This window comes from Coprococcus eutactus, assembly GCF_001404675.1.
Taxonomy (GTDB): Bacteria; Bacillota; Clostridia; order Lachnospirales; family Lachnospiraceae; genus Coprococcus; species Coprococcus aceti.
This window is the reverse complement of the sequence record NZ_CYXU01000004.1, coordinates 217245-234087: the sequence shown is the minus strand read 5'-3', so window position 1 is coordinate 234087 and position 16843 is coordinate 217245. Positions and strand designations below refer to the sequence as shown.

The 16843-nt window shown below is 44.1% G+C and carries 15 protein-coding genes; 4 read left to right on the top strand and 11 right to left on the bottom strand.

The genetic code is table 11. The features are described from left to right. Nucleotides 1–371: 371 nt before the first annotated feature. Nucleotides 372–1034 (top strand): L-2-amino-thiazoline-4-carboxylic acid hydrolase, encoded by a 663-nt coding sequence (locus ARA78_RS10035; RefSeq protein WP_055273777.1) that lies wholly within the window; start codon nt 372–374, stop codon nt 1032–1034. A 65-nt stretch (nt 1035–1099) separates the two neighbouring features. Here the strand turns inward: ARA78_RS10035 and fliB are convergent, their stop codons facing one another. The 5 genes from fliB to ARA78_RS10010 form a co-directional block, all read right to left on the bottom strand. Then, on the bottom strand, nt 1100–2200 hold the full coding sequence (fliB, locus tag ARA78_RS10030; protein ID WP_055280469.1) for a flagellin lysine-N-methylase: 1101 nt from the start codon (nt 2198–2200) through the stop codon (nt 1100–1102). 39 nt (nt 2201–2239) lie between these two features. Then, on the bottom strand, nt 2240–3277 hold the full coding sequence (locus tag ARA78_RS10025; protein ID WP_055280468.1) for a sensor histidine kinase: 1038 nt from the start codon (nt 3275–3277) through the stop codon (nt 2240–2242). Nucleotides 3278–3301: 24 nt separating this feature from the next. Continuing rightward, the gene (locus ARA78_RS10020; protein ID WP_055146577.1) at nt 3302–3988 is read right to left on the bottom strand and encodes a response regulator transcription factor; all 687 of its coding nucleotides are present in this window, start codon (nt 3986–3988) and stop codon (nt 3302–3304) included. Nucleotides 3989–4098: 110 nt separating this feature from the next. Next, nucleotides 4099–6636 (bottom strand): ABC transporter permease, encoded by a 2538-nt coding sequence (locus tag ARA78_RS10015; protein ID WP_242849710.1) that lies wholly within the window; start codon nt 6634–6636, stop codon nt 4099–4101. Further along, on the bottom strand, nt 6575–7282 hold the full coding sequence (locus tag ARA78_RS10010; RefSeq protein WP_015533757.1) for an ABC transporter ATP-binding protein: 708 nt from the start codon (nt 7280–7282) through the stop codon (nt 6575–6577). The genes ARA78_RS10015 and ARA78_RS10010 overlap by 62 nt, the downstream gene beginning before the upstream one ends. Before the next feature lie 278 nt (nt 7283–7560). Between ARA78_RS10010 and ARA78_RS13910 the strand changes: the two genes are divergently transcribed. Then, nucleotides 7561–7725: a hypothetical protein gene (locus tag ARA78_RS13910; protein ID WP_015533756.1), complete on the top strand. Its 165-nt coding sequence runs from the start codon at nt 7561–7563 to the stop codon at nt 7723–7725. A gap of 49 nt (nt 7726–7774) precedes the next feature. Here the strand turns inward: ARA78_RS13910 and ARA78_RS10005 are convergent, their stop codons facing one another. The 5 genes from ARA78_RS10005 to ARA78_RS09985 are packed head-to-tail and all read right to left on the bottom strand — an operon-like array spanning nt 7775 to nt 13719. Further along, nucleotides 7775–8644 (bottom strand): hypothetical protein, encoded by an 870-nt coding sequence (locus tag ARA78_RS10005; RefSeq protein ID WP_015533755.1) that lies wholly within the window; start codon nt 8642–8644, stop codon nt 7775–7777. Nucleotides 8645–8654: 10 nt separating this feature from the next. Then, nucleotides 8655–9701: a hypothetical protein gene (locus ARA78_RS10000; RefSeq protein WP_022217322.1), complete on the bottom strand. Its 1047-nt coding sequence runs from the start codon at nt 9699–9701 to the stop codon at nt 8655–8657. A gap of 37 nt (nt 9702–9738) precedes the next feature. After that, entirely contained in the window at nt 9739–10596 is an 858-nt protein-coding gene (locus ARA78_RS09995; protein ID WP_015533753.1) for a carbohydrate ABC transporter permease, read from the bottom strand. Next, nucleotides 10593–11444, bottom strand: coding sequence for a carbohydrate ABC transporter permease (locus ARA78_RS09990; RefSeq protein ID WP_055146586.1), 852 nt, complete (start codon nt 11442–11444; stop codon nt 10593–10595). The genes ARA78_RS09995 and ARA78_RS09990 overlap by 4 nt, the downstream gene beginning before the upstream one ends. Beyond that, nucleotides 11437–13719 (bottom strand): ABC transporter substrate-binding protein, encoded by a 2283-nt coding sequence (locus tag ARA78_RS09985; protein WP_015533752.1) that lies wholly within the window; start codon nt 13717–13719, stop codon nt 11437–11439. The genes ARA78_RS09990 and ARA78_RS09985 overlap by 8 nt, the downstream gene beginning before the upstream one ends. Before the next feature lie 130 nt (nt 13720–13849). On the opposite strand from ARA78_RS09985, the gene ARA78_RS09980 reads away from it, so the two are divergent. Both ARA78_RS09980 and ARA78_RS09975 read left to right on the top strand, forming a co-directional pair. After that, nucleotides 13850–14623, top strand: coding sequence for a response regulator transcription factor (locus ARA78_RS09980; protein ID WP_022217320.1), 774 nt, complete (start codon nt 13850–13852; stop codon nt 14621–14623). Next, nucleotides 14620–15885 (top strand): sensor histidine kinase, encoded by a 1266-nt coding sequence (locus tag ARA78_RS09975; RefSeq protein WP_015533750.1) that lies wholly within the window; start codon nt 14620–14622, stop codon nt 15883–15885. The genes ARA78_RS09980 and ARA78_RS09975 overlap by 4 nt, the downstream gene beginning before the upstream one ends. 105 nt (nt 15886–15990) lie before the next feature. Here the strand turns inward: ARA78_RS09975 and ARA78_RS09970 are convergent, their stop codons facing one another. Continuing rightward, on the bottom strand, nt 15991–16788 hold the full coding sequence (locus ARA78_RS09970; RefSeq protein WP_015533749.1) for an HAD family hydrolase: 798 nt from the start codon (nt 16786–16788) through the stop codon (nt 15991–15993). Nucleotides 16789–16843 lie beyond the last annotated feature (55 nt).

Genomic DNA, 16843 nt, shown 5'->3' with positions numbered 1-16843 from the left:
TATAAATTTTTTCCAATATTCATGTGATAATATTGCCATTATTTTCCTCGCTATTTTTATAATTTTAAATGATAATTACCTATTATCCTTCATTATCTATGATATCATTTTAAGCCTAAGAAATCCATACATTATTCCCACAAAATATTTTTGTTACATATATAATATAATAATCACCCTCATACTCCCCCCCTTCACAGTCAGCATCTACAAAAACATACTTTCCATCCCCCGAATTACTAATTGTGCTTCCATCACATATATGATAAAATTTATCAAGTTAGTGTATTCTAACCCAGTAGTTAAATTAAATTTGTCAGCCCCACCACTGCGGATTCTAGGCTGGCATCAGGTTATTGGAGGTAAATGAGATGAAACGGGCATATTCAGTATCGAGCTATGCAAAGCTTTACGAAAAATACTGCAAAGAAAATCTTCCGTCCGATGCGGATGATATATTCAAAAAGGCTGATGAATATTACAGGGAATTCATGCGCAGGGACATGCCGGATCTCGGCAAGAATATGATGGCTGCCAATATGTATGACTGGTTTACCATCGTATCATTCTATGAGGCAAGCGGTCACAGGCTTGACGGCGAGGTTCTTCTCACCATCAAACGGGATGCCGCTGAAAAGATGAAATTCCTTGGGAAAATAGTGAATGGCAACAGAAGCAACTGGCCATATAAGTTATTTGAAAAAACCTATGTGAAGTTCAACAGGATGCAGAAGGAACACCAGGCAAAAGGCGAATGGATGGATAGTTGGAAGGTTGAGATCAACCCGGATGGAAGGACTGAAGGGTTCTGCTTCCATCTGATTGGATGTCCTATAGCGAAGCATGCAAAGGAGCACGGCTATGCGGACCTGCTCCCTTATCTGTGCAGGACTGACCACTACCTTGCGGAGATCATGCACGCCCGCCTGATTCGTACACAGACCGAGGCTCTTGGCGGGGATTGCTGCGACTACTGGTACGTAGGCAACGAGAGTCCTGCACTGGAGCAGTATAAGGATCTTGAGAAAATATAACTATTCCCCTACAAAGTAAAAAGCAAGCATCTGATTCTAATATAACGATGCTTGCTTTTTTATATTTATATACTAAACCAGTCAAGCACCTCAACCTGTTCAAGATTCTCGTCCGAATGCTCTATCTCTCTGGAATATCTGTAAGAAAGTTCTATGAGATCATCCACCGACAGAGTCTCACCATTTCTAAGCCATCTAGCCATGAGCAGCATATAGAGTTCAACCGCATGTCCGACGCAGGCATTCACCTTACCATCTATATTGCCATCATACACTGCGCCGAGAAGGTAGATCGATATGAAGTAGACTATGATCTGTTCAAGGAATATGTCCAATGTCATATGAGGGGCACACCCACCGTGATTTCTCCACCATGCATCAAACCCCTTCCTGTTGCCGGCAAAAGCTTCCTCACCCTGTCCAAACAAAAGCTCCTGGGACTCTATGAGCACATCATCCCAGTCATCATACAGCAGTTCCAGATCCTCAAGCAGAAACATAGCCTGCTTCTGAAGTAACATATACTCTTCATGGTCTCCGTGGATCTCCGGCTTATCCTGCTCCTCACACTCATCCCACATGACAAGGTCGCCCTCTTCATAATGTCTCTGAGCCGACGCACCGATCTGAATCACCCGCTCTATTCTGCTCCGTATGTCCACACTTCTGTCCTGAATGACATTCAGTATCTCTTCCCGTATATCTTCCAGATTGGAGTACAGGAAATAATCAAAGTCATCGAACACCTCGTCCTCGTCGTCTTCCTCGGTCACAAATGTGACCTTATCCGTGACGTTCATCAGTATACGTGCCACCTCAGGACATGAAAGTGATAACGAAACCTCGCGCACATTCTCGAATTCCTCCGTGTGTCTCGGATACTCCCTGCATGTAGTGCAGAGGCTGTCCTTGCCCATATGTATATACATGTCACACAGCATGTCTTCCCGCAGAAATGCACACTTTCCACTTCTGCCGTGCCTGAAAACACCCTCTTTCCAATTTACCTTACGGCGCAGCTCATCCCTGTACTCACCATTATAATCCTCATATTTTTCCAACGAATCATCATCTATCACTATCTGCCATTTGCCGCAGCATGTGTCCGGGCATTTGTCCGCTATACAATTGAATTTCTTATAATAATCCGGGTATGTGTAAATCATATTTACTCCTTTATATATATAATCATGCCATTATTCCATTCATCGGCTCTGCAGCACGATCACGAACTTGTTACCGTCCTTTTGGGGAATAACACTCAACATTCCGCCCTGTTTTTCTATGATCTCCCTGGACAGATAAAGACCTATTCCAACACCGTCCTTGTCACCGGAATTTCTGCCACGGTAAAACCTCTCAAATATATGTGTACGCTCATCCTCTCCTATTGGTTCATTCTCATCTGTCACACTGATTTCAACCGTGAGCCCTAGTTTTCTGACCGACAGGACTATCTCACTTCCAGTTTTTCCGTATTTTATCGCATTATCCAAAAGATTGAAACACGCTTCCGCAGTCCATCTTCTGTCATGCTGTATATCACATTTCACCTGTTCATCATATCTGATAGTTATACCGGCATTTTTCGCACTCACATATACATCTTTCACTGCCTGCAGCACAGTGTCATTTATACTCTGGCTTTTCACATCGAGATTGATAAGTCCGCTTTCCAGTCTGGATACCTTTATCATACTCTCCGAGAGAAATGACAAGCGATCCACCGCCAGTTCAAGGACTTGCAAGTACCTAGTACGCTCATCATCACTTATATCCGGATTTTTCAAAAAATCCGTGTACATCCTCAGGTTCGATATCGGCGTCTTCAGTTGATGGGAAAGATCCGATACCAGCCCCTTAATATTCTCATGCTCCAGCCTCTCTCTGGAATTCTGAAGTTTCAGTGCATCGATTATCTTGTCAACCTTGCTCTGCAGCCTTGATACCAGCGAGTCCTCATTTTCCGGAAATACCTGCTGCCGTTTCAGTTCAGAGAGATTGTCCTGAAGATCCGACATAGCTGCCACGACCTCCGAAATAAAGTCATCATCTGCCTTCTGCAGCAACTTTAGGACAACATACATAACTACACCACACGCCAGTGCGCCTATAGCCGCAAATATTTTCCCTGAACATACATACTCAAATACTGCTAAAAACACAAACAAAAGAAGTGAGCATACATACAGCATCCTCACTCTCTTCGTATATTTACCATAGTTTTCAATATATTTATCCATATTATCTCTGTTATCTACCCCTGCCTATGTCTCGCCAAATGTATATCCAATTCCAAACACCGTGATCACGTACTCCGGATTGCCGGCATCCTTTTCTATCTTCTGACGCAGTCTTCTGATATGCACATTCAGCGTATTCTCATCCACATAATTTTCATTGTCATCCCAAATCTTCTGTATGATCATATCCCTTGTGAGAACGCGCCCCTTATTTTTTATCAGCAGTTCGAGTATCCTGTATTCCGTAACGGACAGCTTTACAGGTTCATCCGATATGTACACCTGCATCCGCTCAAAGTCAACACTCATATCCCCATAATGAAAACGTTCGTGCTTTACCCCATCCAGTGCATTTTCACTTCTTCGAAGGACTGCCTCTATCCGCTGATACAGAAGTTCCACGGAAAACGGCTTCGCTATATAGTCATCGCAGCCGGCCCGGAACCCCTCTATCATATCAGCCTCCGTATCTCTTGCCGTGAGGAAGATGATCGGGACCTGTGTACTTTTTCTCAGTTCTCTGCAATAGTCAAGGCCCCTTCCATCGGGAAGGTTTCTGTCAAGCAATATCAGATCGAAACCATGTTCCAGACAGCCATCCGCCTCCTTGCATGAGTACGCAGTTTCAACTTCGTATCCCCTCTTTTCAAGGAATAGCTTTACACCTCCACATATGATTACATCATCCTCCACGACCAAAATACGTTTCATACTTTCTCCTATCAATTACATATTGATTCCATATTATTTTCATGATTCCCGGTCTGCCAAATTACATGCTGATTCCATATCATTTTCATGATTCCCGGTCTGCCAAATATCTATGATGCTTCTCTCAGCCGGCTTGTCACCGTATCTTTTGTCACAAGTCTGAACACCATCGCCGGAACCACAATGCATATAGCAAACAGCACAACAACGACTCCGGCAACAAGAGCATGCGGATAATGAAATACTGCATAATCGGCTATATTCACACATAGCCGGCCAGCTCCATACATCATAAGACTTCCAAGCGTCACAATAAGTACTGTTGTTATAATACCATAAAACATGCCCTCGTACATAAGCATATTACGTATCTGCCTCTTTGTCATTCCAACACTCTCAAGCACTGCCAGTTCCAGTTTTCTCGTATATACACCGGTGATCATGACATTGATATAATTCACCACTCCGATAAGTATCAATATGATCGATATTCCGCCGCCTATCACTTCAAGCGACAGCATGGACTTCTTGAATTCCGAACCCTCCACCGACTTGATATCACTCCCGGCTATGACTGGATTTTCCTTTACGATGCGCTGTACATATGGTGTCACTTCTGATTCTTTTCCTTTCTCCGCATCCGCAATGATGCATGAGATATCTGCATCCGGGAACAGATCACCCATCACCGCATCACTCACAAATATCGCCTCCGGAGCTCCACCAAGTGTCCAATAATATCCGGCGGTGATTGCTGACTGCTCTGTTCTCATCATGGCTGCACCAACTGTGATCTGTCTCTTCCTGCCCGTCTGGTCATTTACAAGTGTCAGAGTCTTATCCGTCATCCGCTCCGACGCTGATATGGAATCTACATAACCTATCAGACACACCTCTCCTTTTTCGAATGCATCTATATCAATCTTCTGTCTGGCAGTTTTGTTGTAGAGCTTTATCATATCTGAATTGACAGATATCAGCGGTGCCCCATACTGTGCCTCACTGTTGGTCGTTGTCTCATAAAATGTCGCAAGAGATTCCGGGTCATCCTCGGTCTCAATAAACGGTGCATAAAGTTCAGCGTCAAATGGCAGCCTTACCTTTGCACTTCTGTTCGCCTCTACAGTACCCATACCCGGAATGTTTCGCATCTGATCCGCGATGTCTGCCATGGTCGCCCGAAGCTTAGAGTTATCTGATTCTCCGTCGCCATATAGCACATAATCATTGTGAATATAGTGCTCTATATAACTGTCCGCATCCATGCATGATATAAATGTATTCACACACAGAAATGTAACTGAACCCATGAATATTGATGCAAACACAAGTATACTTCTCTTCTTTTCACGAAACACATTCCTCCATGCCATCTTCCAGGGTCTTCCTCCACTGGTGGACTTATATCTTGTTCCCGATATATTTCCAGCATACTTCATAGCATCGATTGCAGATATCTTCCCAGCATATTTTGCCGGTTTCCTTGCACTTATAAATACAGTTGCAAATGCAAATACCACGGAGAATACATATATTCCCGGATTGAAACTGACCGCCGATGAAAGTGCAGATTCCCTGTCTATCGACAGCATGTTCATAGCAAGAGGAACAACTCCAAATGACACCGCCGTTCCAAGGAGTACCCCTATCGGAATTCCTATACAAGCCAGATATAGTGCCTGTTTTTTCACTATCTTCTGTATCTGGGACATCGTGGCTCCGATGGTCTTCAACATTCCATAGAATCTTATATCCTTTGTAACAGATATATACATTACATTATATATAAGAAGATATCCACTAAGGAGTATCATAAGAGCTATAATGCCTATACTTATAGCTATAAAAACACGGTTTGAACCATTTTCAGACTGAACATCATATTTCACGTCAAACTTCTGGTCCTGCCTCAAAGTAACATTTTTCTCAAGTTCATCTTGGAGTTTGTCACCCTTGCCCTCCTTTGCGGAGATACTGACACGTCCATCTTTCTGCATATCTATTCCCTGGGAATCCACATATTTCTTTGACACCAGGCATATGCTGCTCTTGGCAAATCCTGTGTACCAGCCTGAGAGCACAAAATTTTTCCTCTCACCATCCATCACCAAAGTAACGTTCTGACCTACCTTTGGCGACGTAATACCCATATTGTCAAGTATCTGCTTTGTGAGCATTATCTCATTCTCGTCCTTCGGATAGCTGCCATTTACATTGGTTATGGCCGGCTTCAGATTCTCATTAAATTCCGTATCATCATAATATTGAAGCAGATAACTGTACTTGCCTGACTCCGTGCTTACCGTCTGTGCATCAATCTGTATTCCCGCCGCAAGAAGTGACGGACAGGACTTTATATCATTTATCTGACCTTCAGATGGATGCTCCATATATATAGAAGATCTTGTTCCCTGAAGTCTGAGCTGCATCTGGTTAAGATTTTTAGCTATGGAAAATCCCAATGTAAATACAGCCGTGAACATAAATGTTGTGAGAACGATCGCCAAAATAACAATTACATTTCGCACTTTATTCTGCTTTAACATGCGGTGATATATCCTGCTCACCGCCGCCTGGTTATTGTTTCTAAGCATCCTTCTCACCCCCATTTGCCCCATCTGGTACTCCTGCTGAGAAGATCCTGCCATCTTCGATCCGTATCATCTGGTCTGCCATGGTTGCTATCTCTTCATTATGAGTGATCATCACTATCGTCTGTGCAAACTCTTTACCAGTCAGCTTTAACAGTGCAATGACATCCATGCTGGTCTTGCTGTCCAGATTGCCTGTCGGTTCATCAGCCAATATGATAGAAGGTTTTGCTGCCAGCGCTCTGGCTATCGCAACCCTCTGCTGCTGGCCTCCTGACAGCTGGTTAGGCATGGAAAATTTCTTTTCCGATAACCCGAGCACATCCATAATTTTATCTACATACGCAGTGTCTATCTTCGTTCCATCCAGCTCGATCGGAAGCACTATATTCTCGTACACATTTAATATTGGCACCAGATTGTAATTCTGGAAGACAAATCCTATCTTTCGTCTTCTGAATATAGTAAGTGCCTCATCGTCCATTTCAAAAATAGCTTTGCCGTCCAGTATAACATCCCCCGATGTTGGCCTGTCGAGTCCTCCTAAGAGATTTAGAAGTGTTGACTTTCCACTTCCTGAACTGCCTATGATAGATACAAATTTTCCCTCTTCAATATCAAGTGACACATCTGTAAGCGCATGCACGACATTGTCTCCTGTTCCGTATGTCTTTGTAAGATTGTGGGTTGATAATATATTCATGATACATCTTCCTTTTCATTTCTTTTTCATTTTCTGTCATTTCTTTATCTGATCTATTTGCCGTCTGATCTATTTGACGATTTTATTCTAACATCCACATCTTACAATCTTATTACGTTTAATATTAAGTTTTAGTGGTCACTGCTTACATTATCAATAATCGAGTAGGCGGCAGTAATTAACCGCCGTCCTCTCACAGCACCGTACGCCAGACTGTCAAACAATTCAAATAAATGGTATTATTAAAGTGCAAGATATTGAATCTAGAAGGATAGATTATGGCATATATTGTTGGAATTGATAGAAACCAGACAAGAATGGTTACTTCATCATTAGATGATCTTATAGATGAAAATAATTCGGTACGTGTAATATTTGTCCGCTATGCAATTGAATTTCTTATAATAATCCGGATATGTGTAAATCATATGACATCTCCTTAGGGAACTTCTGCTAGTATTTTTAACACAAGTTTCATAAAGCATCAATTCCCTAAGCAGATTTTTTAGAATTTTTTCTGATATTAACAAGAACCATCACGCACCAGCCAGATAGTAACAGTGCGGATATTGCGCTGCGCTGCCTGTACATATTCAGCTGCTGCCCACATCTGTGATAAAATATCTCCAGCACATCCTTGTCAGAATACAATCTTCGCTCATGTATAGCCTCAAGTTCATCTGAGGCATCACTCCAGAAATCAAAATCTGACCATTTTGACGGCAGATTTATGTCCGGCAGAATATCCAGATAATCCGAGGCATAGTAAAAGCTGCTGCCATAACCATGATGAACGGCAGCCTCCTCGGCATATTCCCCTCTGTAATTTTCATCTGATATATCGAGCACCATGCCATCTATAATTTTACTGTCGGCAAACTCCCAGTCACCGCCATGCCCCTGCTCTGCCTGAACGATCATGAAACTTTCCTCCGAGTCAATGACAGAACGGATGACATACTCTTTTTCAAGCACGGTCACGACGGAACCGGTGGTATGGCGACTTCCAAACAGTGTATACGAAAGCTCCCCGCTTATGATACATCCAGCTGCATCATTTCTTCTCAGAGCTCCAGCTCCCCAAAACATATCCTCCACCGCAAAATCAACCACAACTATATCTGACTGCACCTTTTTATATACAGCATCTCCGCCAACCGTCTCGCCCGGATATATCCTGTACGTGCCCTTCACATAATCCTCATCCTTCATTCTGGTGTACATGGTCTGCCCTGTGGTGACAAATGCATAATTTCTGTCGACACCATACCCGCCACTCATATATATTTCATTTACTACATTCCATATAAACAGCCACAACAACGCAATTCCGACAAATATACCGATCACAAATTTCCTCATACAAAGCCACCTATTTTTCACGTACAGTATCACCGGCTTCCACTTTCTTGTCAGAACTTACAATGATCTTATCATCACCGGTGAATGGGCTCTTCTTAAGACCGGCATCATAATTATTTGTATCCCCGACGGTCACGTATACCTTTTCTGCAACATACTCCGTCCCCAGAAGAGTATCCTTCGGTCTCTCGACAAGCACGTATGAACCAGACACATCAGCGTGTATTGCTGACATGGAAACTACAGATCCGTACTTTTCAGACTGATGTGAGATCTCTGCCAGCACGCTGTCCCCCACATCGAATGTATCGCCCGGAACAACAGCCTCCACTATATAGCCTTGACCATTTTCAACATTACTGTACACTGCAGATACCTCGGTATTCACACCGCTGTCATCCATCTGGACTGTAACTTTATCCCCCTTTTCTATGTACCGTCTCTGCTCCTCAGTCACTGACATTTTTATGGTGTAGCTGTCCGACTTCTCTGTTATCACAAAAGCTGCCTCTTCAGTAGTCTTATTTCCGATTCCAACTCTGGACTCCGATATGAGCCCATTAAGCTCCGAACAGACAACACCATTGTCATCCATGAGTTTCCCCAGATATGAGATCTGTTCATCCACCACGGCGATCTTGTCATCCATAACCGCCATCTCGTCTCCCCATGTGTACCAGTATTGTTCCTTCAGTTTTTTCTGTTCGAGCTTCTTCTCAAGATACTCAGATCTGACAGCTGCCACATCCACCCTCATAAGGGGATCTCCCTGCTCTATCTTTTTCCCGACACTCACATATATCTCCTGGGCCAAAAGTCCTGGATAGACGTACACCGGCGTCTTCTTGTCTCCATCTATCACCACATCCTGCAAAATCTCCGTGGATACCGTCCCAGACACCGCATATTCCGTCTCGACCCTCGGTGTCAGGGCACTGCTCGCAAATCTCGACATAAATGTGCCGGCAATAACCACCGCCATAAATATTCCAACAGCCTTTACCCCGCATTCTGCCCATAGCTTTGTTTCAAATCGCTTTCCTGAAAATCGCCTCATAACTCTTCTCCTGTTTTTCTCCTACAACCAGCCTTCATCAATCCTCGGCAGAGCCTATGGATATTCCCTCCGCCAGAATTACCCTGCCTACATAGAACACGATCAGTGAGGGAACACAGCTGAACAAGGCAAATGTAAACGCTCTCCCCGCGCTTCCCTCGGTCACATTTGGCAGATATACAGACAGCGGCCACAGATATTTGTCCTTGAGGAATACAACCGGCTGCTCCACGACATTCCAATATTCAAGGAATCCCAATATCACCGCCGCTATGATCCCCCTCTTTGCTATGGGAACAGCCATATATATAAATATCCTGAAGCTGCCAGCACCGTCCAGCCTCGCCGCCTCAACCACAGAATCAGGAACCTGCTCAAAGGCACTGTACATAATGAATATCGGAAATGTTGAGAACATCAGCGGCAAAATGATAGCCCAATGGGTATTTATCATGTTGAGACTGTTTAGCACTATGTACTGTGACAGCATCGTCACCTGAAATGGAAGTATCATGCAGAACATATACAGGCCAAATATCAGCTTTGCCCACCTGCTGCCGCTCCGGGACAATCCCCATGCCGCCGGCACAGCGAACACAAGCTGTCCGGCTATTACCACCCCGACAATCTTCACCGAGTTCCAGAAAAGCACATAGTATTCCGGAGTGTCAAACAGCAGCTCCACGATATTTTGAAATGTCGGATAAAGCGGTATCATATGCCACGCAGTGTATCCAGCTCCGCCGTCAGTTCCCGAAAACAATAACTGCCCAAGCTCTGTCTCACCCATAAATACACCACTTACCAGAAACAATAACGGAAGCACCGCAAGTACCGCACCAATTATGACGAACACCTTCAATAACAAATGTATCCCCTCTGCCATATATCTCATTTGCCCCCACGTCCTCTCTGGAAAATTTTTCTGTTATACTTCGCCGAGATCCCATGCCAGTCGATCAGACATAAGGCACGTATGGCAAGTATGATCCCGAAAAATACAACAGCCGTCATAACCGCTCCCGCTGTGAGCTTGCTGATCTCCAGCTTCTCAAACCAGTTGTTAAATGTGTGCTGTATCTGGTATATACTCATATCGGGATAACTACCCGCCATCAGATACTGCTCCCTGAATATTTTGAGGGAGTTCACCACTGACAACATGGCTACGATAAAAAAAGATCTCTTCATATTCGGAAGTGTGATCCTGAATATCTGTGTAAATCTTCCGGCTCCGTCAACCCGGGCAGCATCATACACAGTCTCCGGTATCGCTGACAATCCAGACAGCCAGATTAGCATGTTGTATCCTGTATTCTTAAATATAAATGTACCTACAAAAAGCCAGAAGACAGCCTTTCCCGAAAGGAGATCGGCGAATAATATCTTCCATACCACTGCCAACGAATTTGACGGTATGGCAAGTGGAATGAGAAATGCAAACCTGACTATGTTGCTTTTCATTCCGTATACCTCTATCGCAACTATCAGCGATATCACCATGAGCAGTGGAACACTCACCAGTTCAAACCTCAGGGAATTGCCCGCCGCCAGTCTGAATGCCGTATTGCTCCAGACGGCTCTGTAGTTCTGCAGTCCTGCAAATCCGCCCTGCCCCGCATGACGAAAGGATGATATGAATACATCCATCAGCGGAATTACCACGAAGATCAGGACACCCACAAAGCCCGGAATCACAAATCCAACCGTTTCATTTGTTCTTCTGCTAACCAATTTATTCACTCAGATATACCCCTAAAAGTTTATCGATGGAATCTACTATACTGTCCAGACTCTCACCATTTTCAAGATAGTCTGCAGCGTTATCCCTTATCACACTGCGGACCCTCGCGTCAGGATTTGACGGAGTATCCAGCTCTCTAAGTTTTCTTATATACTCATCAAGATACTCTTCCTTACGCCAATACGACCAGTCCATGTAATCACTTCCGCCCAGCGTGATCTTTCCGCCCGGAGTTCCCATGGACTGTGCCTCTCTGTTCCATTCCCGCACGCCCTCCATATTTACCGGATTGCCACAATCAACTCCGTAATATATTTTCTGTACATCCGTGCTGAACAAAGCCTTCATAAAACTGACCGCATTGTCCAGGCTCTTTGAACCGGCATTTACCGCTATGACTGTGTTTGGCACAAATACTTTCCCACTGTCATTTCCCCATATTTCGTATGCGTAATCTGTGTTTTCTCCGCTCTCGCCTGCTCCCACCCCATAGTCCTCTTTTATACTATAAAAACGCCAGGACTCTCCCATAGTTTTCATATTCACAAATGCTGACTTTCTGCCAGACCATGATCTGTTAAACAGCGGACTCATATATTCACTGTTTATGGCTCTTTTTACCTGATCGCTGTAGCTTCCCCACTCGGCAGTCCACTCATCGATCTGATCCTGGGTCGTCCGCTCCATTTCCGTGTCATACAGAAGCTTTAAGTCCTCCAGAAATTTTCTGAGCATCTCAGCATCGTAATTTCCATCACTATCCACAATCTCCGATGCATATACCGGATACAGCGTATCGAAATAGCACTCCCAGTAATAGAATGACAAGTCATTTCCATATTCCGGTCTGTCCTGACTGCTTATATATGCTGCAAGCGACCGGGCATCCGTCACGTTCTTGACCTCATTCTCCGGTCCGATAATGGCAGTAAATGTCTCCATAGCCGGAATTGCGTATATCGAACCATCACTATTTCTGTATGCATTTAACACATTTTCCAGGCAATCTGGATTTTCCTGCAGTATATCGTCATACACCTTGGACAATTCCATGAGAACTCCGGTATCCTCATAGCTTCCAACATTCAGCCCATCCATGATGATGACATCTGGTCCCTCACCTGCCAGGAGCTGTGTATTGAGCGCACTTATGGCATCGCTCTCAGATATTCCATTCTCGTCATCCACGCCCCACACATACTTCACAGTCATATCCGAATGGTATGCCTCATACCACGAGATCAAGGTTTCATAGCTCTCCGCATAATAGAGCGAATATAGTGTGACCGTCTTATCATCCGGCTCCTCATCTACCACGGTTGATGCATAGCTTGGATCAGATGAATACACCACCACATTCTTTCTTCCGCTCCTGTCACCAGCTATCGCAACAAATGTATCGCTGCTTTCAACCACATAGTCGTACTCGATATCCGAATCCCTGAATGTCGCAAGTCTTATCCCCAGCCTATCCTCCAGCTTATACTCATATAACCCTGTGCTCAGCATGAGATACAGTGAGTCAGTAGCGTCATCATACTTCATGACATTTCTGCAGCTCACCGCATCCATCCCCTTGCCGCTGAATGTCTCGGCAAGCCCATCCGCCATTCCCTCATCAAATGACGTGGTGGTCTCAGCCTCACTTCCATCGGATATGTCATATGACAACAGACTTCTCTCTGTTAAAACCATAAGCCGATCTCCCGCCACACATATATCTGTGTAATCCATATTTTTGATGGCAAATCTCTCTTCGCCGTCCATGGAAAAGCACCTTATCTCACCGCCCGGGCAGCCTGAGATATAGCCGGAACCGTCAGCAAGCAGTCTGACAGCTGTCACATTTCCCTCAATGCCCTCGGATAACTGTCTGACTTCTCCATTCCCTGTTATTAAGGCGATCCTGCTCTCTATGTCACCATCTCCTGTGACACTGCTCAAAGCTATATAGACACTCCCATCCCCATCAACATATGCTGCCGATATCTTCTCATCCGCTGATATTATAGAATCTAAGTCAAGCTTTTCCTCCCGGGGCTCACCATCAAGTGATGTGAGCGTCATCTTTACAGCATCCCCGTCAGGATTTTCTCCTATGCATACATAGCCATCATGAGTCTTTCCAAATCCATACACCTCCGCCACATCTAACTGTGCCTTCTGGTATTCAGACATTCCCTTCACATTTTCTTCATTTTCTGATGTACCAGCGCAGCCACAACACATTATTATAACGGCGGCAAGCAGTAAAAATATATTTATACGTCTCATAATTACCTCCTTTTCCCAATTGGTATTCTCCCTCTTCCCAGGTCTTCATATACAGATTGTAGCATCCACAGTCTCATGGATTATCTAAAAAACATCTAAATTGAGTATACCGCTTTCAAACGCTCCTCAAATGAATTACTATAAAGTAGGAATGAACTACGAACTACATATGGTCTACATTCCATATCACAATAACGAAAAGGGGATATGTATGAATCTGCTTCTTGTAGAGGATGACCTCAATCTTGGGAAAATACTGAAAAGGCAAATGGAAGATCACGGAATAACCGTGACACTGTGTACAACCGGAAAGCAGGGTACGGAGCTCATATATTCCGGTGCGGACATCGACATCATGGTGCTTGACTGGATGCTCCCCGACATGTCCGGCCTGGACATTCTGAACCAATTATATTTTGACAGAATATCAATACCCGTGATAATGCTCACAGCCCTCGGAACACTTGAGAACAAAACTGCAGCATTTTCCCGTGGCGCCGATGATTACATCGTCAAACCTTTTGAATTTGACGAGCTGTTGGCCCGTGTAAATGCACTATACCGAAGATCTCACCAGATTCATACATTTGACTATTCATATGGGGATGTCACTTATCTGATTGACAGCCGGACACTTCAATGTGGTGACCAGTCGGTGCGGCTCACCAACAGAGAATCCCAGCTATTTGAACTGTTGCTGAGATCAGCAGGAAAGATCGTCAGTCAGGACGAGATCATAGAATCCATATGGGGACTGACCTCAAATGTGGGAAATGGAAATATACTGAATTACATTTATTTTCTGAGAAACAGACTTAAGACAATCCATAGCCATCTTGTGATAAAGGCAGTATACGGCAATGGATATATGCTCGTCTGTGGAGAGGGGGACACATCTACATGATAGCGCAGCTAAAAAAAAGACTTTCCACATTTCTGTCCTCCGTCATTGCGGTCATTCTGGCCGCCATGTCCATACTGCTGCTCCACACTGTGATAAAGGAGTACACAAACAGCACTCATGTATCGTACTCAAGGGATGTAAATCTTTTATACTCATATCTCGAACAGGTGAGCATCCTGGACATTCCGATTCTAACCGAATACAGCGAGAAAAATCTCAATATAGATGTGCTGCGAAACAGCAACACAGTCATGTCGACAAACAGCTTTGCAGAGAGTGCAGCAGTTCTGGAAGCTGCCTCTCCATACTCTCAGCCTATGTACTGGGATGATTATTACAATGCGGTAAATCAAGGGGAAACCAACAGAAGATTTTATACTGTCAGGTATAATCATATAGACTACTGGAACAGCTACAGCATCATAAATATAGGTGGCACTTTCTATACCATACACACAGTATTCAACAATGCTGTATTATCCGCATACAAGACAAAGATAATTATTTTATTTCTGCTCATAACTTCCGCCGCGATCATACTTCTGTCCATCTTCTCATGCATTTTCACGGTCAGGATACTTGTCCCTGTAAATAAGGCATATCAGAAGCAGGATATGTTCATAGCTGTGGCGTCCCATGAGCTGAAAACACCTATAACCATCATCAAATCATGCCTCAACGGACTATCCGGCAGTAAGCCGAACGAGACTGACAATGATTATATTTTAACAGCCCAGAGGGAATGTGACAGGATGACTGATATGGTGAACAATCTTCTGACATTTGCCGATATCAAGAAGTCTGGCAGAGATAATTTTGATGAGGTTCACCCGGAAGATATAATAATAGATTGTTATGATCGCTTTGAACCCATTGCCATTCAGAAAAATGTAGATCTGGTTGTGTCCATACCGGACGACCCGCTGCCGCTTTTCTCCATGGACAGGGACAGAATGCTCCAGTGCATGTCAATTCTGGTCGACAACGCCATATCGTGTACCTCCAAAGGGGCCATATCTATGTCAGTATCTATGAGAGACCAGAGATTGTGTTACCAGATATCTGATACGGGTGATGGGATAAGCGATGAGGACAAGCCTCACATATTTGAGACATTTTACTCAGGGCGCAATGATCACCGGACCCATTTCGGTCTTGGTCTCAGCATTGCCAAAAGTATAGCAGATCTACACAGTGCCGACCTCACCGTATGTGACAACATACCACATGGAAGCATATTTACACTTACCTTTAAACTGTAATTCCATTCTCGACTTGTACTCACACATATAAAAATACCCTCCTTACTGGTTGTCCAGTAAAGAGGGTACATATCATTTCAGTCTCGTAATGCTGGAATATTCTTGTTATGATGTCAGCACCTGTTCCATAACCTGCAGCACACCGCGCTCCTCATTGGATGGGGCGCGGAATCTTGCAAATTTCTCCATGCCGGGCTGCGCATTTGCCACGATATAGCTGTAATATACCGTCTTAAGCATCTCCGCATCATTGAAGTTGTCTCCAAATGCCATCATCTCACTGGTATCAACATCAAGGAGTTCTCCGATCTTTCGCATAGCCATGCCCTTGTCAACACCTTTGTTCATGATGTCTATCCATTCTCTTCCGCCCACAGTGACTGAGAAGTTATCGCCAAAACGAGGCGTATAGATCTCTTTGTACTTCACGGCAGCATCCCCATCAGGAGCAAATATCGTAAACTTATTGGCCTCGACATCAAGGCTCCTCATATCGTCGACAAATGTGAGATTGCTTAAGAATGCACGGAAAAACTTCGCATATTTCTCGTATTTCTTCAGGACATAAGCCCCGGAAAGGGCGCAGAGCACTGCGACTCCATCGGTCTCGTCCTCCACAAATCGTATCATCTTCTGGTACTCTTCCACATCCATCAGGCTCTTATATATGATCTCACCGCAGTTTGATATGGCAGCACCATTATCGCCGATAACCACAAGCTTATCCATCTTGTCTCCAAACATGTTTCTCAGGGTGTACATAGGTCTCCCGCTGGCTACAACAAATCTGATTCCTTTCTCATCCAGCCTGTCAATGTAGTCAAAAAAGCCATCCGGGAGTTTTCCATTTTCCATCAACAATGTGTGATCCATATCTGATGCTATTAATTTTACGTTTTTCATGTTTTTCTTCCTTGTGAATATTCTATGATATCTATTATATACTAACCATGCCACT